The organism is Rhodococcus phenolicus, from assembly GCF_001646785.1.
GTDB lineage: Bacteria > Actinomycetota > Actinomycetes > Mycobacteriales > Mycobacteriaceae > Rhodococcus > Rhodococcus phenolicus.
The window spans coordinates 1-19,477 of sequence record NZ_LRRH01000009.1 but is presented as its reverse complement, the minus strand read 5'-3'; the positions used below and the strand labels follow the sequence as shown (position 1 = coordinate 19,477).

The 19,477-nt window shown below is 70.0% G+C and carries 19 protein-coding genes and 1 pseudogene; 7 read left to right on the top strand and 13 right to left on the bottom strand.

Annotated features, from left to right (window positions below; all coding sequences use genetic code 11):
- Positions 1–118 precede the first annotated feature (118 nt).
- Entirely contained in the window at positions 119–1,753 is a 1,635-nt protein-coding gene (locus tag A8G15_RS04405) for a fatty acyl-AMP ligase (protein WP_068155745.1), read from the bottom strand.
- Between the two features lie 179 nt (positions 1,754–1,932).
- On the opposite strand from A8G15_RS04405, the gene A8G15_RS04400 reads away from it, so the two are divergent.
- Together A8G15_RS04400 and A8G15_RS04395 are read left to right on the top strand one after the other, a co-directional pair.
- Entirely contained in the window at positions 1,933–3,618 is a 1,686-nt protein-coding gene (locus tag A8G15_RS04400; protein WP_068155752.1) for a peptide chain release factor 3, read from the top strand.
- 94 nt (positions 3,619–3,712) lie between these two features.
- On the top strand, positions 3,713–4,315 hold the full coding sequence (locus A8G15_RS04395; protein WP_211270113.1) for a hypothetical protein: 603 nt from the start codon (positions 3,713–3,715) through the stop codon (positions 4,313–4,315).
- A gap of 76 nt (positions 4,316–4,391) precedes the next feature.
- On the opposite strand, the gene A8G15_RS04390 is transcribed toward A8G15_RS04395, so the two are convergent.
- The 4 genes from A8G15_RS04390 to A8G15_RS04375 form a co-directional block, all read right to left on the bottom strand.
- The gene (locus A8G15_RS04390; protein ID WP_068155743.1) at positions 4,392–5,432 is read right to left on the bottom strand and encodes an enoyl-CoA hydratase/isomerase family protein; all 1,041 of its coding nucleotides are present in this window, start codon (positions 5,430–5,432) and stop codon (positions 4,392–4,394) included.
- 56 nt (positions 5,433–5,488) lie between these two features.
- A complete protein-coding gene (locus tag A8G15_RS04385; protein ID WP_068155741.1) occupies positions 5,489–5,920 on the bottom strand; it encodes a VOC family protein in 432 nt (143 codons plus the stop codon).
- Positions 5,917–6,399, bottom strand: coding sequence for a nuclear transport factor 2 family protein (locus A8G15_RS04380; RefSeq protein ID WP_068155734.1), 483 nt, complete (start codon positions 6,397–6,399; stop codon positions 5,917–5,919). Before A8G15_RS04380 ends, A8G15_RS04385 begins: the two co-directional genes overlap by 4 nt.
- Before the next feature lie 148 nt (positions 6,400–6,547).
- A complete protein-coding gene (locus tag A8G15_RS04375; RefSeq protein WP_068155733.1) occupies positions 6,548–7,171 on the bottom strand; it encodes a TetR/AcrR family transcriptional regulator in 624 nt (207 codons plus the stop codon).
- Positions 7,172–7,266: 95 nt separating this feature from the next.
- Here A8G15_RS04375 and A8G15_RS04370 point away from each other — a divergent pair, with 95 nt between their 5' ends.
- Genes A8G15_RS04370 through A8G15_RS04360 form a run of 3 tightly spaced genes read left to right on the top strand, consistent with a single transcriptional unit; the run spans position 7,267 to position 10,738 of the window.
- Entirely contained in the window at positions 7,267–8,790 is a 1,524-nt protein-coding gene (locus A8G15_RS04370; protein WP_068155732.1) for an acetyl-CoA acetyltransferase, read from the top strand.
- Entirely contained in the window at positions 8,787–9,581 is a 795-nt protein-coding gene (locus A8G15_RS04365) for an enoyl-CoA hydratase-related protein (RefSeq protein WP_068155731.1), read from the top strand. The genes A8G15_RS04370 and A8G15_RS04365 overlap by 4 nt, the downstream gene beginning before the upstream one ends.
- Positions 9,578–10,738 (top strand): acyl-CoA dehydrogenase family protein, encoded by a 1,161-nt coding sequence (locus A8G15_RS04360; RefSeq protein ID WP_068155730.1) that lies wholly within the window; start codon positions 9,578–9,580, stop codon positions 10,736–10,738. Before A8G15_RS04365 ends, A8G15_RS04360 begins: the two co-directional genes overlap by 4 nt.
- Positions 10,739–10,799: 61 nt before the next feature.
- Here the strand turns inward: A8G15_RS04360 and A8G15_RS04355 are convergent, their stop codons facing one another.
- The 3 genes from A8G15_RS04355 to A8G15_RS04345 all read right to left on the bottom strand — a co-directional run bounded on the left by A8G15_RS04355 (position 10,800) and on the right by A8G15_RS04345 (position 14,122).
- Positions 10,800–11,228: a DUF6069 family protein gene (locus A8G15_RS04355; RefSeq protein WP_068155729.1), complete on the bottom strand. Its 429-nt coding sequence runs from the start codon at positions 11,226–11,228 to the stop codon at positions 10,800–10,802.
- Positions 11,229–11,361: 133 nt separating this feature from the next.
- Positions 11,362–13,158 (bottom strand): ABC-F family ATP-binding cassette domain-containing protein, encoded by a 1,797-nt coding sequence (locus A8G15_RS04350; RefSeq protein ID WP_068155727.1) that lies wholly within the window; start codon positions 13,156–13,158, stop codon positions 11,362–11,364.
- Positions 13,159–13,195: 37 nt separating this feature from the next.
- Positions 13,196–14,122 carry a 4-(cytidine 5'-diphospho)-2-C-methyl-D-erythritol kinase gene (locus A8G15_RS04345; RefSeq protein ID WP_068155726.1) on the bottom strand — a complete coding sequence of 309 codons (927 nt, stop codon included), beginning with the start codon at positions 14,120–14,122 and terminating at the stop codon, positions 13,196–13,198.
- 95 nt (positions 14,123–14,217) lie between these two features.
- Here A8G15_RS04345 and A8G15_RS04340 point away from each other — a divergent pair, with 95 nt between their 5' ends.
- Positions 14,218–15,186 carry a helix-turn-helix transcriptional regulator gene (locus A8G15_RS04340; RefSeq protein ID WP_068155725.1) on the top strand — a complete coding sequence of 323 codons (969 nt, stop codon included), beginning with the start codon at positions 14,218–14,220 and terminating at the stop codon, positions 15,184–15,186.
- Positions 15,187–15,271: 85 nt separating this feature from the next.
- Here A8G15_RS04340 and A8G15_RS04335 read toward each other — a convergent pair whose 3' ends face one another.
- The 4 genes from A8G15_RS04335 to A8G15_RS04320 form a co-directional block, all read right to left on the bottom strand.
- The gene (locus tag A8G15_RS04335; protein ID WP_068155724.1) at positions 15,272–15,478 is read right to left on the bottom strand and encodes a cold-shock protein; all 207 of its coding nucleotides are present in this window, start codon (positions 15,476–15,478) and stop codon (positions 15,272–15,274) included.
- Positions 15,479–15,722: 244 nt separating this feature from the next.
- On the bottom strand, positions 15,723–16,598 hold the full coding sequence (rsmA, locus tag A8G15_RS04330; protein WP_068155722.1) for a 16S rRNA (adenine(1518)-N(6)/adenine(1519)-N(6))-dimethyltransferase RsmA: 876 nt from the start codon (positions 16,596–16,598) through the stop codon (positions 15,723–15,725).
- Between the two features lie 164 nt (positions 16,599–16,762).
- A complete protein-coding gene (locus tag A8G15_RS04325; protein ID WP_068155721.1) occupies positions 16,763–17,890 on the bottom strand; it encodes a resuscitation-promoting factor in 1,128 nt (375 codons plus the stop codon).
- Positions 17,891–18,200: 310 nt separating this feature from the next.
- Complete coding sequence (locus A8G15_RS04320) at positions 18,201–18,629, bottom strand: DoxX family protein (RefSeq protein WP_068155747.1); 429 nt, start codon at positions 18,627–18,629, stop codon at positions 18,201–18,203.
- 152 nt (positions 18,630–18,781) lie between these two features.
- On the opposite strand from A8G15_RS04320, the gene A8G15_RS04315 reads away from it, so the two are divergent.
- Complete coding sequence (locus tag A8G15_RS04315) at positions 18,782–19,291, top strand: VOC family protein (RefSeq protein ID WP_068155718.1); 510 nt, start codon at positions 18,782–18,784, stop codon at positions 19,289–19,291.
- 3 nt (positions 19,292–19,294) lie between these two features.
- Here the strand turns inward: A8G15_RS04315 and A8G15_RS31405 are convergent.
- Positions 19,295–19,477: pseudogene (locus tag A8G15_RS31405) on the bottom strand (maleylacetate reductase); the annotation flags it as partial.

Genomic DNA, 19,477 nt, shown 5'->3' with positions numbered 1-19,477 from the left:
TCGAACTGCTGCTGCGTCTGGGCCTCGAAGGCGCGCAGAACCGGATCCACTGAGCCGTGCGTGGTTTCCGGCCCGTGCGCGTTTTCGGTAGCGGCCGCTACCGAAAACGCGCACGGGTTCAGCCGGCCAGCAGCGCGACCGAACTGCCGCGGCGCAGCTTGCCGGAGGATGTCTTCGGGATGCTCCCGGGACCGAGCACCGCGACCGTGCGGGGGCGTACCCCGACCTCGGCGACGACGGCGTGCACCACGTCGTGCTCGATGCGGCGAACCTCGTCGCGGTCGTCGATCCGGTTGGTTTCGACTGCGACCGCGAAGGATTCACGCTTGTCGCCGGCGTCGAGCCGGATCGCGACGGCGTTGCCGGGCCGCACTCCGTCGACGCTGCACGCGGCGCGTTCGATGTCGGTCGGGTACACGTTGCGGCCGCCCATGATGATGACGTCCTTGACGCGACCGCACACCACCACGCGACCTTCCTCGGTGAAGTAGCCGACGTCGCCGGTGTCGAACCAGCCGTCCGGGTCCTGCGCCGGGACGGGCCCGTCCACGGTGAGGTATCCGGAGGTCACGGCCTTACCGCGCAACTGGATGATGCCGACACCGCGCGCGGGAAGCACCTGCCCGTCGTGCCCGACGACGCGCCCCTCGAGCCCGGGAACGAGATGCCCGAGCGTGGCCAGGCGCCGCGCGTGCGGCCGGGTGGTGGGCACGGCCATGCCGCCCGCTTCCAGCAGGTCGGGGTCGACGATGTCGAGGACCTGCCCGTGCCCGGGATCGGGGACCGACACCGCGAGAGTCGTCTCGGCCATGCCGTAGACGGGAGCCAGGGCCATCGGGTCGAGCCCGAAGCGTGCACCGGCCTCGGCCAGCGCGATCATGGTGTCCGGGTCGACGGGCTCGGCGCCGTTCCACATCCACCTCATCGACGACAGGTCGACCGCGCCGTCCGGCGCCTGCGCGAGCTTCCGGGCAAGCAGCGAGTAGGCGAAATTCGGTGCGGCCGTGACCGTTCCGCGGTACTTGCCGATCAGCTCGGCCCACAGCAGCGGACTCCTGAGGAACTCCAGCGGTGTCACCGAGACGACTTCGGCACCGACCTGCATGGGCACGCTGAGGAACCCGACCATTCCCATGTCGTGGAACAGCGGCAGCCAGCTGATCATCACGTCGTCGTCGAGGGAGAACTTGATGCGATCGATCATCGCGTACGCGTTGACGTAGAAGTTCTCGTGCGAGATCTGCACCGCCTTCGGCGATCCGGTCGAACCGGACGTCAACTGCTGCAACGCAATGTCCGATTCGGTGGTGTCGACCGGGTCGATCGGCGTGCCCGACCGCATCTGCCCGACGGTCACGACGGGGATACCGCGTTCGCGCAGCAGCGGTTCCGCCGCGTCGAACGGTGCGCCGAGCACCACGGTCCGCGCATCGATCATGCGGACGACCGTTTCGGTGTCCCGGGCCCACACCACCAGATCGGTGCGCGGCGTCGGCTGGTGCAGCATGGTGACGCTGCCGCCACGCATCCAGATGGCCTGGCACACCGGGGCGATGTCGACGGGATTGCCCGCGAGCACACCGACGGAGTCCCCGTGGCCGATTCCGACCGCGGCCAGCGTCCCGGCCATGCACCGGGCCTGCCGATGGATCTCCCCCCACGTCTGCCGCATCGGTTCGTCGGGCTCACCGGTGATCAGCGCCCGGTTCGTGGTCGACGCCGTCTCGTACATCTCGTCGGTGAATCTGCTCACGGGCACTCCTCGATCCGAAGGTCTGCGGTCCAGAGTCCTCGCGCCGGAGCCGACGGGGAACGGCGCCACGGCAAACGTGACCGAATCTGGCGGAAATCGACATCGAATCGCCGAGTAACATGGAGGAGTTGCCTGCGATACCCGCACGCCCCACCCCGTTTCGAGAGGTCAGTTCCGCGTTGAGTACTCCGCCCGCCTCGGCCACCGGCACCACCGGCAGCGACACCGGCACTGCTGCCCTGTCCAAGGAAGTGCGCGCGGAGGCCGGTCGGCGCCGCACGTTCGCCGTCATCTCCCACCCGGACGCCGGTAAGTCCACACTCACCGAGGCGCTGGCGCTGCACGCGAAGGTGATCTCCGAGGCCGGCGCCGTGCACGGCAAGGCCGGCCGCAAGTCGACCGTCTCGGACTGGATGGAGATGGAGAAGGCCCGCGGCATCTCCGTCAGCTCCACGGCACTGCAGTTCAACTACCGGTCCAGCGAGTCCACCGCCGACGAGGACGATCCGGGCAACGTCATCAACCTCGTCGACACCCCCGGCCACTCGGATTTCTCCGAGGACACCTACCGGGTCCTGACCGCCGTCGACGCCGCGGTGATGCTCATCGACGCCGCGAAGGGTCTCGAGCCGCAGACCCTCAAGCTGTTCCAGGTGTGCCGCCACCGCGGGATTCCGGTGATCACCGTGATCAACAAATGGGACCGGCCGGGCCGCGCACCGCTCGAACTGCTCGACGAGATCGACGAACGAATCGGCCTGACGCCGACCCCCCTGTTCTGGCCCGTCGGCATCGCCGGGGACTTCCGCGGTCTGCTGCGACGCGGCGAGGACGGCGCAGCCGAGGAGTACATCAAGTTCACCCGCACCGCGGGCGGCGCGAAGATCGCCCCCGAGGAGCACCTGACGTCGGACGACGCTCTCGACCGCGAGGGCGACACGTGGGCCGAGGCGGCGGAGGAATCGGAACTGCTGTCGGCGAGCGGGCAGGACCACGACCAGGAACTGTTCCTCGCCGGTCAGACCTCGCCGGTGATCTTCGCGTCGGCGATGCTGAACTTCGGCGTCCGGCAGATCCTCGACACCCTCGTCGCGCTGGCGCCGCCGCCGCGCGCCCGCCTCGCCGTCGACGACACGCCCCGCAACGTCGACGACCCGTTCAGCGCGGTGGTGTTCAAGGTGCAGGCCGGCATGGACACCGCGCACCGCGACCGCCTCGCGTTCATGCGGGTGGTGTCCGGAGTCTTCGAGCGTGGCATGGTCGTCACGCACGCCCAGACCGGCAAGCCGTTCACCACCAAGTACGCGCTGACCGTGTTCGGCCGGGAACGCTCCACCGTGGAGAACGCCTACCCGGGCGACGTCGTGGGCCTGGTCAACGCGACCGCCCTCGCGCCCGGGCACACGCTGTTCGTGGACCGGAAGGTCGAGTTCCCGCCGATCCCGTCGTTCGCGCCGGAGCATTTCGCGATCCTGCGCGTCGACGCCGCGTCGAAGTACAAGCAGTTCCGCAAGGCCGTCGACCAGCTCGACTCCGAAGGCGTCGTGCAGATCCTGCGCAACGACGTGCGCGGGGACGCTTCCCCGGTGATGGCGGCGGTCGGGCCCATGCAGTTCGAGGTCGTCGCGGCGCGGATGAAGGCCGAGTACAACGTCGAACCGCGGATCGAGCCGCTCGGCTACGCGCTCGCGCGGCGCACCGATGCGGAGTCTGCGGACGAACTGAACCGGCAGCGCGGCGTCGAGGTGTTCACCCGGTCGGATGGGGTGCTGCTCGCACTGGTCAGCGACAAGTGGCGGCTGCAGTACATCCAGAAGGAGCTGCCGGATCTGACGCTGGAGCCGCTGGTCGCCGCGACCGACTGAGATTGTTGCAGCGGTAGTGCATGTGACCGCGAATACTGGTAATTTCCTGAGCCGTCGAGCTGACGCTGGCTCGGGGGATTCTCAGGAGCTGTGCATGAACGACGACACCTCGGCCGCCGAGCCGGACGGTACACCGCCGCGCGGCCGGGCCGACTCGGCCAAGCGGAACGATTCGCCGAAGCGCTCGGGCACCTTCATCTATCCACTGCCGAGCACCCCGCTCCCGAGCAGTACCCCGATGGCGAGCGGCCCCGGTCCACGTGCCACGGGCAGTCACGCATCCGATCGCAACCCGGCCGGCGGGGTGGGCGCCGGCACCACTACGGAAGGGACGTCCCCGGTGAGCAGCACCAGCACGAACGGCACGACTGCCGGTACCAACGGTATCGGCGCAGGGCCCACCACCACGGCCGAGCTCGGCACGAGCCTGCCGTCGGCCGGGCCGTCGGCCGGTCCGGCACGCCGCAACTCGATGGGGCAGGCGTCGGTGCGCATCGCCGCGCGACTCGCGCAGGGCGAGCTGGCAACCCGGAACCGGGGTCTGGCGTCGGACCCGACCCTCGACAACGACGAACTGCTGAGCCTGCTCGGCGAGTACCTGCTCGCCGGTGGCCTCGAGAAGCCCGAGATCCACGCGACCCTCGGCGGCCAGCCGATCGTCGTCGACCTGCAGGCCCCGCAGCGCCCCACGCGCTGACCTGCACCCAGGCCCGCCGGGTGCCGGGAACCGTCACCCGGTCGGACCGGATCCCGGTTCCCGCCACCCGGCGGCGCTAGTCGCCGAACAGCGCGGCGATCCGCGCCGGATCGATGTCCTCGACGGTCTTCGGCGACCACGCCGGGTTGCGGTCCTTGTCGACGAGCACCGCGCGTACCCCTTCCGCGAAGTCGGGTTCGCCGCTGATCCGCACGGCAACCTCGAGTTCCCGCGCGAAGCACTCGCTCAACGTGCTCTCCGCACCGCGCCGCAGCAGTTCGGCGGTCGCGTACAGGCTCGTCGGCGACAGCGCCCGCAGAGCGTCGCGGGTCGCCGCGGCCCAGGCGGGGTCGCCGAGCGAGTCGTCGTCGAGCCGGGTGACGATGTCGGCGACGGTGCCGTCACCGAAGACCTTTTCGATGTCGGTGAACCGCTCGGCGAGCGCCGACTCCGGGGCCGGTTCGGCGAACTCGTCGAGAGCGTCCTGCCACAGACCGGCCCGGATGCGGTCGGCGAGCGCACCGATGCGGTCGCCGGGCACAAAATGGGTGGCCAGCCCGACCGCCAGAGCATCGCCGGCGGTGATCCGCGCCCCGGTCAGCCCGAGGTACATGCCGACGGCGTCGCAGCGGGCGGTGGTGCCGCGCAGCCGCGGCAGAAAATGACTCGCACCGACATCGGGAACGAAACCGATCGCCGTTTCGGGCATCGCGAGCAGCGCCTTCTCCGAGACGACCCGGACCGCGCCGTGCACGGAGATGCCGAGTCCGCCGCCCATGGTGACGCCGTCGAGCAACGCCAGGTAGGGCTTCGGATAGGTGGCGACGAGCTCGTCGAGCCGGTATTCCCCGGCGAAGTAGGCGCGGACCCGGTCGGTGTCGCCGGCCAGTGCGGCGTCCCGCACGGACTTGATGTCTCCGCCGGCGCAGAAGGCACGGTCGGAGGCACTGGTGACCAGGACCGCGGTGATCGCCGGGTCGTCGCGCCACTGCGACAACGGCGCATACAGGTCACGGATCATCGAACTGTCCAGGGCGTTGAGAGCCGCGGGCCGATCGAGCACCACCTCGCCGACGCCGTTGGCGACGCGGGTGCGTATGTAGGACGGTTCTGTCACGGGCGGGAGCCTACCGGGAGGGGTCGACACCGGCTGGACGCGCGGTCTGCCCGGCCTTATCTCGTGTCACCGGGTGGTTCGCCGGTGACCGGGCCGACGAGGAGCCAGCGGTGCCCGAACGGGTCGAGCAGCGTCGCGTTGCGGTTGCCGTGGCTTTCGGCGATCCAGCGCTCGACGGTGCCGCCGGCGTCCCGGGCGCGTGTGAGGACGGCGTCGGTGTCGTCGACCGGCAGCATCAGGCTCACCGACGTGGCGCCGGCCTCCGCGGCGGTCAGTCCCATCTCGGGGAATTCCTCGGCGACGTACACCATGCCGGTCGGGAAGATCAGTTCCGCGTGACCGATCCGGCCGTCGTCCATCACGACGGGATCACCCGCGAGTTCCGCTCCGAAAACCGTTGTGTACCAGTCGATCGCCGCTACAGCGCCGGACACCGTGAGGTACGGCAACGCTCCCGGCCGGGGGAAGTCGACACCGTCGAACGTCATGATGCGCGCGGGACCTCGAGCAGATCCCAGCGGTTCGAGGTGAGCCGGAAGCTCGGCAGGTCGTCGAGGGAAACGACTGTCTCCCAGTTCCGTTCGTAGGAGGTGTGCGCGATGCGCCACTTCCCGTCCTCGCAGCGAACGTACCGGTCGTGATAGTAGGCCGAGCCGCGCAGGAGCATCCCGTCCTCGGGGACGACGACGGTGTCGGCGAGCAGCCACACCCCGGTGGCGCTCTGCCCGTCCGGCGCGAGGTCGATCTCGGGATGACTGCAATGGTGCTCGGTGACGACGTGGGCGCCGAGCGTGTTCGCGAGGAAACCGACGAAGGCGTCGCGGGATTCGAAACTGAGATGCTCGCCGTAGACGGCGGTGGCCTCCGGAGTCAGGGTGTCCGCGAACTCGGCCCATTCCTTGGTGTCGAGCGTCCGAGCGTAGCGGTACTTGACCCGCTCGATCGCGCTGACGGCCTCCAGATCCATCGCCGACCTCCCGAGCCCCTACGACCACTGTTGGAACCTGACAGTCAGGCTATCCCGGATCACCGTCGGGCGGTATCGGTTTCGGAGGCACGCCGATCATTTCGATTGCAGTTCGGTTACGTCACCCCCGCACCGCGGCCGATCCGTGTCACCGCGAAAGCCGGTCCGTGTCCGGCCCGGTCAGCGCCCGGACGGTCGCGTCGACGATCGTCTCCGCGTAGGCCGCGTCCTCTCCCGCGGTCGCGGACGCACCGAGGGCGAACAGCACGTGACTGAGCACCGCACCGGTGACCATCTCGAGCAGCAGTGTCACCGACGTGTCGCCACGCAGCTCGCCGCGCGCGACCGCTCGATGCACGATGGTGCGCGCCGCGAGCACGCGGCTGCGGTTGAGCGTGTCGGTGAGCCGGGCGAGCAGCTCCGGGTGGGCGCGGGCGTCGAGCGCGACTCGCAGGCTCACGAGGCCGGGTGTGGTGCGGTAGCCGCGGAGGAGCTGACCGGCCAGTTCGACCAGATCCGAGCGCAGGCTGCCGGTGTCGATCGGGTCGGGCAGCGGGCTGCGGGCCTCGAGTGCCTGCACGAGCAGCTCGTCTTTGGAGGACCACCGCCGGTACAGCGCGGCGCGGCCGACGCGGGCCCGGCGGCCGACGGCGTCGAGGGTGAAGCCGCGCCAGCTCGTCTCCGCGTAGACCTCGAGCACGGCGTCGAACACGCGGTCTTCCAGGTCGGCGTCGCGGGGCCGGCCACGGCGCCGGGGGGCTGCTTCGGTCACACCGGAAGTCTGCCAGACCTCACGGACATTTACAGACTGAATCAGTCCGTATTATTCTTCGGTCGGTTCACACCTCGTCTTCCGTAAGGACAGTGATGACAGACCCCACCCGGACACCGGTCGTGATCGGCGTCGGCGACCTCCGATCCGGTCGCGCGGGCTCCCCCGCCGATCCCCGCGAGCCCCTCGACCTGATCCACGAGGCCACCACCGCAGCCCTCGCCGACACCGGCGTCGCCGACACCGCCGCCCTGGTCGCGCGCGTCGACACCGTCCGTGCCGTCAGGACCGCGAGCTGGGCCTACGACGACCTGCCCGGGCTCCTCGCCGGCCGCCTCGGCGCGGCCCCCGCGCACACCTCCACCACGCCGATCGGCGGTCACTGGCCGGCCGCGCTGCTCGACCGGATCGCCCACGACATCGCCGCAGGCACGAGCACGATCGCCCTCCTCGTCGGAGGCGAATCACAGGCCTCGGTCACCAACGCCGCCAAGGCCGGCACCGACCCCGCGACGCTCGGCTGGACCACCGCCCCCGGCGGGCCGCCCGCATTCGACCCGGACGACCTCGGCAGCGTCGCCATGCAACGCGCCGCGATGATCGCGCCCACCCGCGTCTACCCGCTGTTCGAGAACCGGCTCAGCTTCGACGCCGGGCACGGACACGACGAATCCCTCGCCTGGTCCGCGCGGCTCTACGCCGCGTTCTCCGAGATCGCCGCGGACAATCCCGCCGCGTGGAACCCCGACCTGCGCACCGCCGACGACATCGCCACGGCCGGTCCCCGCAACCGGATGGTGACCGATCCCTATCCACTGATGCTCAACGCGATGCCGTTCGTCGACCAGGCCGCCGCGGTCCTCGTGACCTCGCTGGCCGTCGCCCGCGACCTCGGCATCGACGACGACCGGCTCGTGTACGTGTGGGGCGGCGCCGGCGCGACCGAACCCACCGACGTGCTCGCCCGCGCCGACGTCGGACGCTCGGCCGCGCTCGCCGACGCGCTCGCCCGCACCCTGTCCCGGGCCGGCATCACAGCCGGCGACCTCGACATCGTCGACGCATACAGCTGCTTCCCGGTGGTCCCGAAGCTGCTCGTCGAGCACCTCGGGCTGCCGCGCGAGACCGTACCCAGCGTCACCGGCGGACACTCGTTCTTCGGCGGACCGCTCAACAGCTACACGCTGCACTCGGTCGTCGCGGTCACGCGGCGGCTGCGCATCGACGGCGAGCTCGCCCTGGTCCACGGCAACGGCGGATACCTGACGTACCAGCACACCGTCGTCCTCGCCGCAGCACCACACACCGACGGTTACATCGGCGATCCGGAACCGGTGCTGCTGCCGGCGACCGCACCCGACGCCGCCCTCGACCACGAGGGCGACATCGAAGTCGTCACCGCCACAGCCGAATACGGGCGCGACGGCAATCCGGCCATCGGATTCCTCATCGGCCTCACACCCGACGGCCGCCGCGTCGCGGGCCACACCGACGCCGCCGGAGCCGCGATCCTCGCGGCCGGTCCCGGCATCATCGGGCGCACCGTGCACGTCGTCGACGCCGGCGGCGCCCTCACCGTCACCCTCTCCGACCAGCCCTCCGAGGAGTCCGCATCGTGACCGAACCGGCCGTTCTCGTCGAGCAGCGGGATCACACGCTGCTCGTGACCATCAACCGTCCCGGCGCCGCGAACAGCATCAACGCAGCCGTGCACCGCGGGCTCGGCGAGGCGTGGGAACGCGCCGACGCCGACGCCGGCGTCCGGGCGGTCGTGCTCACCGGTGCCGGCGATGGCGCGTTCTGTGGTGGCGCCGACCTCGAGGCGCTCGGCACCACCGGACCCGACGGTGTCACCCCGCCCGAGACCGCGCACTGGGGATTCGCCGGGGTGGTCAAGCACCACATCCGCAAGCCCGTGATCGCCGCGGTGAACGGCACCGCGCTCGGCGGCGGCACCGAACTCGCCCTGGCCAGCGATCTCGTCGTCGCCTCCGACGGTGCCGAATTCGGCCTGCCCGAGGTGCACCGCGGGCTCATCGCCGGTGCCGGCGGCGTGTTCCGCATCGGTCAGGCCATCCCGCGCGCGGTCGCGATGGAACTGATCCTCACGGGTAAACCGATGACCGCGCAGGACGCGTTGCGGTGGGGCCTGGTCAACCGGGTGGTGCCGCAGGCGGACGTCCTGTCCACGGCACTGGCGCTCGCCGAGGACGTCGCGGCCGGTGCCCCGCTGGCGGTGCAGGCCAGCAAGACCGTCGCGAGGGGCATCGTCGACGGCACGGTCGCCGCCGAGGCCCATGCCTGGGAACTGACCGATCGAGCTCTCGCGCGGCTGACCACCAGCGCCGACACCCTCGAAGGCGTCATGGCGTTCATGCAGAAGCGAGCACCCGTCTGGAAGGGCGAATGACCGTGACCACCACCGAGATCCAGCGCTGGGACACCGAGGAGCGGAAGGCGCTGCGACGGCTCGCCGCGGACTTCACCCGCAAGGAGATCGTCCCGCACCTCGACACCTGGGAACGTGAGGGCGCGATCCCGCGGGAGCTCCACCGCAAGGCCGCCGACGCCGGTCTGCTCGGCGCGTCCGTCGCCGAGGAGCACGGCGGTTCCGGTGGCAACGCCCTGGACATGCTCGCCATCCTCGAGGAAATCATCCTCGCGGGCGGCTCGTCCGGCCTGATCTCGGCGTTGTTCAGCCACGGCATCGCCACCCCGCACATCGTCTCGTCGGGCGACACCGACCTCATCGACCGGTTCGCCCGGCCCGCACTCGAGGGCCGGATCATCGGGTCCCTGGCGATCACCGAGCCCAGCGGCGGCTCCGACGTCGCGAACATCCGCACCACCGCACGCCGCGACGGCGACGAGTACGTGATCAACGGCTCGAAGCTGTACATCACCTCCGGGACCCGCGCCGACTTCGTCACCACCGCGGTCCGCACCGGTGACGCCGGCGCCGGGGGCATCTCGCTGATCGTCGTGCCCACGGACACGCCGGGATTCACGGTGTCCCGGAAGCTCGACAAGATGGGCTGGCTGTGCTCGGACACCGCCGAACTGTTCTACGACGACGTGCGCGTGCCCGCCGCGAACCTCGTCGGCGCGGAGAACTCGGCGTTCGGTCAGATCGCGCAGCAGTTCCAGGGCGAGCGGCTGTCCCTCGCGTTCCAGGCGGTCGCGACCGCCCAGCGCTGCTTCGACCTGACGATCGAGTGGGTCAAGTCCCGCGAGACGATGGGCCGCCCGCTGTCCACGCGCCAGGTGGTGCGCCACCGACTGGCCGATCTGGCCACCGAAATCACTGCGGCGCAAACCTTCTGCCGTTCCGTCGCGGAGCGCTGGGTCAACGGCGAAGGCATGTTGCTCGAGACGTCGATGGCGAAGAACAACGCGGTGAAGGTCTGCGACAACGCCGTGCTGGAGGCCGTCCAGCTCGCCGGCGGTATCGGCCTGATGCGCGAGAGCGAGGTCGAGCGGCACTTCCGCGACGCCCGCGTCCTCGGTATCGGTGGCGGCACCACCGAGATCATGAACGAGATCATCGGCAAGCTGCTGGGCCTGTAGGCGGCGTCGCCGCCGGTGGGTCTTTGTGGCGGTGGGACCGCCACAAAGACACACCGGCGCGTCAGCGCACTTTTTCCAGCGCGACGACGGCCACAGCGGCGATCACGACGTGCATGAGGGTCAGTGTCACGGTGCTGGCCGTGTCGAAGTCGGCCGAGAGCGTGCCCGTGATCGTGGCGAGCGGCAGCAGCGCCCCGACGACCTGGGCGATCCGCACGAACCCTGGCCACCACATGCCCAGCAGGACCGCGACCGTGAGGCCGACACCGAGCGGGACCACGGTCATGAGAATCACCCCGCCGGGTGCGGCGCTGACGGTCGCGCCGGCGTCGGTGTGCTCGAACGAGCCGCCCGCGGCCAGGCCGATCAGCCACAGGACCAGGTTGACGACGAGTGCCCCCGCGACCGCGGCGGCCACGACGACGGGTCGGCCGGTAGTCCACGATCGCGACAGAACCGGTGACGGACTGGATGTTTCGGTGGTGGACATCGATCCTCCTGAAGGGTGTTGTCTGCTGACGCGACCCATCGTCCGACCTCGAGCCGACTCGAGGTCAAGAGGCGGCTCCGCCGCCCGTGTGCCTTTGTGGCGGCGGGAACCGCCACAAAGGCACACCGGGGCGTCAGCCCACCTCTTCGGCGAGCTCCATCCACTGCTCTTCTGCGGCTTCCTTTTCCGCGACCACCTGGCGCAGTTCGGCGTCGAGCTTCTGCAACCGATCGGGATCGGTCGCGGCCTCGGCGAGCTGGTGGTGCAGCTTCTCCTCGCGCTCGGTGAACTTCGCGACCGCCCGTTCCAGCCGGGCGAGTTCCTTGCGCGCCGCACGCTCGGCCGCGCCGTCGCGCTTCGGGGACGCAGCACTCTCGGCACCGGACTGCCTGGCGACCGTCGACGCGACGGACGGCACACCACCGTCGCCGAGTTCCGCTCGGCGGCGCAGGTATTCCTCGATGCCGCCGGGCAGGTTGGTGAGCTTGCCGTCACCGAACAGCGCCCACGTCGAATCACAGATGCGTTCGATCAGGTACCGGTCGTGGCTGATGACGACCAGCGTTCCGGCCCAGCCGTCGAGCAGGTCCTCGAGCTGCTGCAGGGTGTCGATGTCGAGGTCGTTGGTGGGCTCGTCGAGCAGCAGCACGTTGGGTTCGGCCATGAGCACCCGCGTCAGCTGCAGCCGCCGCCGCTCGCCGCCGGACAGGTCACCGACGGGGGTGCGTTGCTTGGCCGGCGTGAAACCGAGACGTTCGGCGAGCTGGCCGGCGGACATCTCCTTGTCGCCCAGGGTGATCCGCTCGGCCACATCCTGAACCGCCTCGAGCACACGCATGTCCGTGGGCAGGTCGTCGAGTTCCTGTCGCAGCCAGCCGATCTCGACGGTCTGGCCCTGCACGCGACGTCCCGACGCCGGCTCGAGCTCACCCGCGAGGGTACGCAGCAGCGTCGTCTTGCCGGAACCGTTGACCCCGACCAGACCGATCCGCTCCCCCGGTCCCAGACGCCACGTCAGGTCGTGCACGAGTTCGCGACCGTCCGGGGTGGTGAGCGATGCGTCCTCGAGTTCGATCACGATGCGGCCGAGCCGGCGCTTGGCGAACGACGCCAGCGCCACCGAGTCGCGTGGCGGCGGCACGTTGGCGATCAGTGCCTCGGCGGCATCGATCCGGTACTTCGGCTTGGACGTGCGGGCCGGGGCGCCGCGACGCAGCCAGGCGAGCTCCTTGCGGGCGAGGTTGCGGCGCCGCTCCTCCATGGCGTCGGCCTGGCGGGCCCGCTCGGCCCGCGCGAAGATCCAGTCGTTGTAGCCACCGTCATAGCTTTCGACCTTGCCGCCCACGACCTCCCACGTCCGGGTCGCGACGGTGTCGAGGAACCAGCGGTCGTGGGTGACGACGACGAGCGCGCTGCGCCGCGACAGCAGATGCTCGGCGAGCCACTGGACACCCTCCACGTCGAGGTGGTTGGTGGGTTCGTCGAGTACCAGCAGGTCCAGGTCCTGTACGAGCGCGGCGGCGAGCGCGACGCGGCGGCGTTCGCCACCGGACAGACCGTCGACGACCGCGTCGAGCCCGAGGTTGTCGATGCCGATGCCCGCGAGCACCGAGCGGATGCGGGCGTCGCCGGCCCATTCGTGTTCGGCGACCCCGAGCGGCCCCAGGACCACGTCGCCGACGGTGGAACCGGCCGGCAACACGCCGCGCTGGGTGACCACGGCCATGCGCAGGCCCCCGACGCGGCTGACGCGACCGGAGTCCGGTTCCTCGAGCCCGGCCAGGACCTCGAGCATCGTCGTCTTGCCGCCGCCGTTGAGGCCGACGACGCCGATGCGTTCGCCTTCCTCCACGCCGAGGGACACCGAGTCCAGCAGCGGCTTGATGCCGAAGGACTTCGAGACCTGTTCGAGATTGATCAGATTCGCCACGCGGAGCAGAGCCTTCCGGTTTTCGGGGATCGAGGGGTCAGTGGGTGGAGGCGCCGACGACGCGAGCGCCGTGCACCGGGCCGGACGCGACCCGGACCGTGCGGCACACCCCGGCACCGGCGAGCTCGGCGCTCACGGTGACCGCGGCGTCCTCGTCGGCGCACAGGAACGCGCAGGTCGGTCCGGAACCGGACACGATGCCGGCCAGCGCCCCGGCCTCCACCCCGGCGCGCAGGGTGCGGCGCAGCGCCGGGTTCAGCGACAGCGCCGCCGCCTGCAGGTCGTTGCCGAGCAGCGGGGCGAGCACGTGCGGATCGCCGCTGGCGAGCGCGTGCAGCAGGTCGTCGGTGTCGCCGACACGGCGCGGGTCGCCCTCGGCGCGGAGCCGGTCGAGTTCGCGGAACACCACCGGCGTGGACAGGCCGTCCTTGGCGAGCGCGAGCACCCAGTGGAAGGTGTGCCGCGACAGCACCGGCACGAGCTGCTCACCGCGGCCGGTGCCGATGGCGATGCCGCCGTGCAGGCAGAACGGCACGTCGCTGCCGAGGTCGGCGGCGAGGTCGTCGAGTTCGTCGCGCCCCAGCCCGAGGTGCCACAGCGCGTCGAGGGCGACGAGGGTCGCGGCGGCGTCGGCGCTTCCGCCGGCCATGCCGCCCGCGACGGGGATGCCCTTGTCGATCGTGATCGCGACCGCGGGTTCGCGGCCGGCCCGGGCGGCGACGAGCTCGGCGGCCCGCCACGCGAGGTTGGTGGAGTCCGCGGGAACCAGCGCGGCGTCGGCGCCGCGCACGGTCACGCTCAACGTGTCGGCCGGCACCACCGAGACCTCGTCGCTCAGCGACAGCGCCTGGAACACGGTGCGCAGCTCGTGGTAGCCGTCCTCGCGCAGGTCACCGACTGCGAGATGCAGGTTGACCTTGGACGGAGCCCGCACCGTGACGGGCGTCGGAACGACGGAAAGCACGAGTACAGAGCTTACCCGGACGGCGAGACCGCCACGGTCCGGCAGCCCGGCGAAATAGGACCGGACTCGTCCGCGATCCGTGGGATCGTCGTCGCATGCGTGAAACCTCCGCCCGCCTGCTCCGGTTGCTGTCCCTGCTGCAGACCCGCCGGGACTGGTCGGGCACCGAACTCGCCGAACGATTGGCGATCACCACCCGGACGGTGCGGCGCGACGTCGACAAGCTCCGCGACCTCGGCTATCCGGTGGACGCGACCGTCGGGGTCGGTGGCGGCTACCGGCTGGGCGCGGGTGCCGAGATGCCGCCGCTGCTGCTCGACGACGAGGAGGTCGTCGCCGTCGCGTTCGCGCTGCAGGCCGGCGCGAACGACTCGGTCACCGGGATCGGTGAGGCCGCGAGCCGGGCCTTGTCCAAGTTGCGGCAGGTGATGCCGTCACGGTTGCGGCACCGGCTCGAGGCGCTCGAAGTCGAGGTGGTGGACCGGACGCCGGTGGCGTCGGCGGTGGACGCGGCGCTGCTGAGCACGATCGCCTCCGTGTGCCACAACCACGAGCGATTGCGGTTCGACTACCGCGCGCACGACGGGGAGGCCACGCGGCGCGAGGTCGAGCCGTATCGGCTGGTGCGGTCGCGGTTGCGCTGGTACCTCATGGCGTGGGACATCGAGCGCCGGGACTGGCGCACGTTCCGGGTCGACCGGATGGAACCGAAGATTCCCACCGGCCCACGGTTCACACCGCGCGAGCTGCCGCCCGGCGGCGCCGCGGAATTCGTGGCACGCGGCATCCGGCGCGGTGCCGCACAGGTACGGGTCCGGGTGCTGCTGCACGCGCCGTTCGAGGAGATCGCCCCGAAGGTCTACGACGACTGGGGCAGTGTGGAACTCGTCGACGACGACAGTTGCGCGGTCGTGCTCGACGGGAGGTCGCTCGACGCGGTCGCGAAATGGTTGTACGCGTTCGACGTGGACTTCACGGTGCTCGATCCACCGGACCTGCGCGACGCCTGCCGGGCTCTCGCCGAGCGGCACACGCTGATCGCCGCGCGGTACCGACGCGCCTGACCCGAGAAGCGGCCTGTCTCAGTCGGTTACAGCACGAAACCCCGGAACTCGTTGCGAGTTCCGGGGTTTCGTCGAGGTATCGGTATCAGCCGATGACGGTGACGCCGGTGGCCTGCGGGCCCTTCTGGCCCTGACCGATCTCGAAGCTCACGCGCTGGTTCTCCTCGAGGGTGCGGAAGCCGCGGCCCTGGATCTCGGAGAAGTGCACGAAGACGTCAGCCGAACCGTCGGCCGGAGCGATGAAGCCGAAGCCCTTTTCGCCGTTGAACCACTTCACGGTACCTTCAGCCATGATGTTTCCTTACTGCAGTGGGGTGGCGGTCGCCGCCCCGTCGTCGGACGGCTGAACACCGCCCGGGTCTGTCACTCGACGGCTGAAACGATTTCCGTGGTGGCTATCGCATCCGCTCGCAACCAGAAATGTGCGAGGGTAAACCACAAACACACTACCTAACGACCGAGATCCAGTAGACCACAGACTGCGCGACCCTGCAACCGCAGAGCGAAATTCCTTGTAAAGCAACAACAGCCGGTCGTCACTCGGTGGCCGCGAGCCGCACGAACGCTGCGGCGTCGAGCTTCTCGCCGCGCATCGACGGCTCGATGCCCGCGGCGACGAGGCGCCGTTCCGCCTCGGCGGCCGATCCCGCCCAGCCGCTCAGCGCCGCGCGAAGCGTCTTGCGGCGCTGAGCGAACGCCGCGTCGACGGCCGCGAAGACACGCCTGCGGTGCTCGGCGTCCGTGGGCCACGGCGGTTCGGTGTAGCGGTCGACCCGCACGAGACCGGATTCGACCTGCGGCACAGGCCAGAACACCGCGCGCCCGACCGCACCGGCACGACGCACCTCCCCGAAGAAACATGCCTTGACACTCGGCACGCCGTAGACCTTGCTGCCGGGTTGCGCGGCGAGCCGGTCGGCGACCTCGGCCTGGACCATCACCAGCGCGGTGCGCAGCGACGGGAACTCGGCGAACAGGTGCAGCAGGACCGGCACCGCGACGTTGTAGGGCAGGTTCGCGACGAGCGCGGTCGGGGTGACCGGAAGATCGTCCGGCATCACCTTCATCGCGTCCTGCAGCACCACGTCGAGGTTCCCGGCGAGCTCGGGGGCCCGCTGCGCCACGGTCTCGGGCAGCCGCGCCGCGAGCTTGGGGTCGATCTCGACCGCGACCACCCGATCCACGACGTCGAGGAGGGCGAGCGTCAGCGATCCGAGGCCGGGGCCGACCTCGAGCACCACGTCGTCGCGGCCCACCCCGGCGACCGACACGATGCGGCGCACGGTGTTGGCGTCGTGCACGAAGTTCTGGCCGAGCTGCTTGGTCGGGCGGACGCCGAACTCCTCGGCGAGCGTCCGGACCTCGGCGGGGCCGAGCAGTGCGGCCTGTCCGCGGGGAGAATCGTCTGACACGTCCTGAACCTAGCGCACGCCCGGGCTGCCGGAGCACGACGGCCACGCGGCCCGTGCCAGGTCGGCATCCGGTGCCACGACGCGGCGCTGCCCGATGCCGGATCCGGCATCGGGCAGCACGTCGAGCGTGATCGTCCCGGACCGCAGAGACGAGTCCCCCGTTCCTACCGCAGGCCGAGCTTGCTGGTGCACGACGGCCACGCGCCCCAGCCCTGCGCCGCCTGCACCTTCTCGGCGACGGCGATCTGCTGCTCGCGGGTGGCCATGTCGGCGCGCGGGGCGTACTGGGTGCCACCGAAGCCGGCCCACGTCTGCTGGGTGAACTGCAGGCCGCCGTAGAAGCCGTTGCCGGTGTTGATGGCCCAGTTCCCGGTCGCCTCGCACTGCGCGAGCGCATCCCAGGTGGACGCGCGGCCGGAGGCCGGCACGGCGGGCTTGGGCTTGGTGCCGACGCGGACGGTCGCGGCGACGGGCTCGGTGACCACGGTCGACGCCTTCTCGGTGCGGCCGACCTCGGCGCCGTTGACGGTGTGCACGTCGAACGTGACGGAACGCTCACCCGGTGCACCCGGGTTGTCCAGTGCGGTCTCGCCCTCGGTCATGTTCGGGTCGTCGACGCGGTGCTCCGGCGGCGCGATGGGCTGGTTCTCGACACGCTCCTCGACGCGGTCGCGGGTGACGACGACGCTCAGGCCCTCGGTGAGCGGGGCGTCGACGGCGGGGGCGACCGAGTCGCCCTGCTCGAGCACGGTGCCGTTCGCGGCGAGGAATTCGCCGACGGTGGGGGCGGCGAGCCGGACCGGGACCGCGGGGGCGTTGCCGTCGGTGAACTGGACGTTGCGCGGGTTCACGACGTCGAGGTCGATGCCCTCGAGCGGCAGACGGTGCGACCGCGAGGCGGAGACGTGCACGTCGGACGAGAGCTGGAACTGTGCCAGCGCCTCGTCGACGGTGAGCGCGGTGGTCCACACCGAGCGCTCCTCGCCGTCGACGGTCAGGTTGACCTCGCGGGCACGGCGCAGGACGACGGTGTCGCCGTCGGAGACCGTGGCGTCGGCGGACGGCGCGACGACGTCGTGCTCGCCGATTTCGTATCCGGCGTCGGCGAGGATGTCGCCGACGGTGGAGCTCATGGTGCCGAAGGCACGCTGCTCTCCGTCGACGTCGAGGGTCAGATCCTTGTGCTTGACGAGGGCGAAGATTCCGCCGGTGACGAGGGTCACGAACAGGGCCGCGACAACCGAGTACAGCACGGGAGATTTTGCTCTGTTGAGCTTGGTGAAGGGTGACACAACAATTCCAAACGGACGACAACTGCGATCACAGCACGGTAACGAACCGGCTTTGATACGGCAACTACACCCGTTTGACCTGCGTATTCAGTTGTTAAGACACCGTCACATTTCGTGATTTTCGATCATCCCGCCAAGGCTCGGAAAAAGTGGGACGAGCGTCCGGTTCGCACCCGAATTACAGGGGTGGGATTTGATGTGCGGATGTCGGAATTCACCATTCGATTTCCCTGTGCGTGCACGTGTTGGACAGCCGCGCGCCCACCCGGCAGCGCGGTTGTCCTCGTCGTCGGCGACCTGCGCCGCCCGGCTACCGTCGGGCCGGGAACCGCATCCTCGGAGCGAGGAACCGATCGAGTCCGAACGCTCCCGACCCGACCGCGGCGAGCAGCAGCGAACCGAGGCCGAGGGCACCGACGAGTTCCCACCCGCCGTCGCTGACGTAGACGCCGTTCCCCATGTGGACGAACAGGTACGCACCGAGCATGTCCAGGAACAGCAACACCCCGAACACGGGGACGAACAGACCCAGGATCAGAGAGATCCCCCCGAGGATCTCCGCCCAGGTCGCGATGAACGCGGTCACCGCGGGCACGGGCACATCCATGCCCTCGAATCCGGCCTTGGTGCCGGCATAGCCGTCGACGGTGAGCTTCTGCAGACCGTGGACCAGGAAGATGACGCCGAAAACCAGCCGCGCCAGCAGGATCGCGATGTCGCGGAACAGCGCGCCTCTCATGGGGAACCCCTCCATCCGGGGGCAGAAGGTTCACGCGCATCGGTGATGCACGTCACACTCAATGTATCGCACCCCGGGAAACAAGTTGACTACGCAACTACATGCGCTACGCTCAGGTAGTTGAATGAGCAACAAAATGTGAGGAGCGGACCGTGAGCACCACCACCGACCGGGAACGCAGCCGCAGGTTCGAATCCCAGCGCGAACGTCTCCGCGCGCAATATCTGCTGCCCGCGGACCGGCGACCCGCCTCCACCGCCCGCGGACTGCACCACACGGCGCTGCTCAGCAGCGACGTCGAGACGACCATCCGCTTCTACCAGGACCTGCTCGGGTTCCCCCTCACCGAACTGATCGAGAATCGCGACTACCCGGGCTCGTCCCACTTCTTCTTCGACATCGGCAACGGCAACCTGCTCGCGTTCTTCGACTTCCCCGGACTCGACGTGGGCCCCTACCGCGAGGTCCTCGGCGGACTGCACCACATCGCGATCAGCGTCGCCCCCGACCGCTGGGACCGGTTGCGGTCAGCACTCGGCGACGCGGGGGTCGCTGTCGAGGAACACAGCGGCGTCTCGCTGTACTTCCGCGACCCGGACGGTGCCCGCGTCGAACTGATCGCCGACCCGCTCGGCGAGATGTACGGCCACCACGTGCTGTGACGATCAGACCGGGCGGAACCCGCCGAACGCCTCCCCCAGCACCCGTCGTACCCCTCGACGGGGCGTGCAATCTCCACGCGGCTTCGGGTCCCGCACGGTGGGTGGCGATGTGTCGGGGGCTCGTCGCGGTCCGGCCTCGGCCATCCCCAGCTCGGCGAGGGTTGTCGGACCACCCGCCGCGGCGAC

Coding starts and splice junctions, on each gene's coding strand:
- A8G15_RS04340 (WP_068155725.1), top strand. CDS start 14,218: ATGCGTGAAACCTCCGCCCGCCTGCTCCGGTTGCTGTCCCTGCTGCAG.
- A8G15_RS04335 (WP_068155724.1), bottom strand. CDS start 15,478: ATGGCTGAAGGTACCGTGAAGTGGTTCAACGGCGAAAAGGGCTTCGGC.
- A8G15_RS04360 (WP_068155730.1), top strand. CDS start 9,578: ATGACCGTGACCACCACCGAGATCCAGCGCTGGGACACCGAGGAGCGG.
- A8G15_RS04370 (WP_068155732.1), top strand. CDS start 7,267: ATGACAGACCCCACCCGGACACCGGTCGTGATCGGCGTCGGCGACCTC.
- A8G15_RS04355 (WP_068155729.1), bottom strand. CDS start 11,228: ATGTCCACCACCGAAACATCCAGTCCGTCACCGGTTCTGTCGCGATCG.
- A8G15_RS04385 (WP_068155741.1), bottom strand. CDS start 5,920: ATGACGTTCGACGGTGTCGACTTCCCCCGGCCGGGAGCGTTGCCGTAC.
- A8G15_RS04380 (WP_068155734.1), bottom strand. CDS start 6,399: ATGGATCTGGAGGCCGTCAGCGCGATCGAGCGGGTCAAGTACCGCTAC.
- A8G15_RS04320 (WP_068155747.1), bottom strand. CDS start 18,629: ATGAGAGGCGCGCTGTTCCGCGACATCGCGATCCTGCTGGCGCGGCTG.
- A8G15_RS04395 (WP_211270113.1), top strand. CDS start 3,713: ATGAACGACGACACCTCGGCCGCCGAGCCGGACGGTACACCGCCGCGC.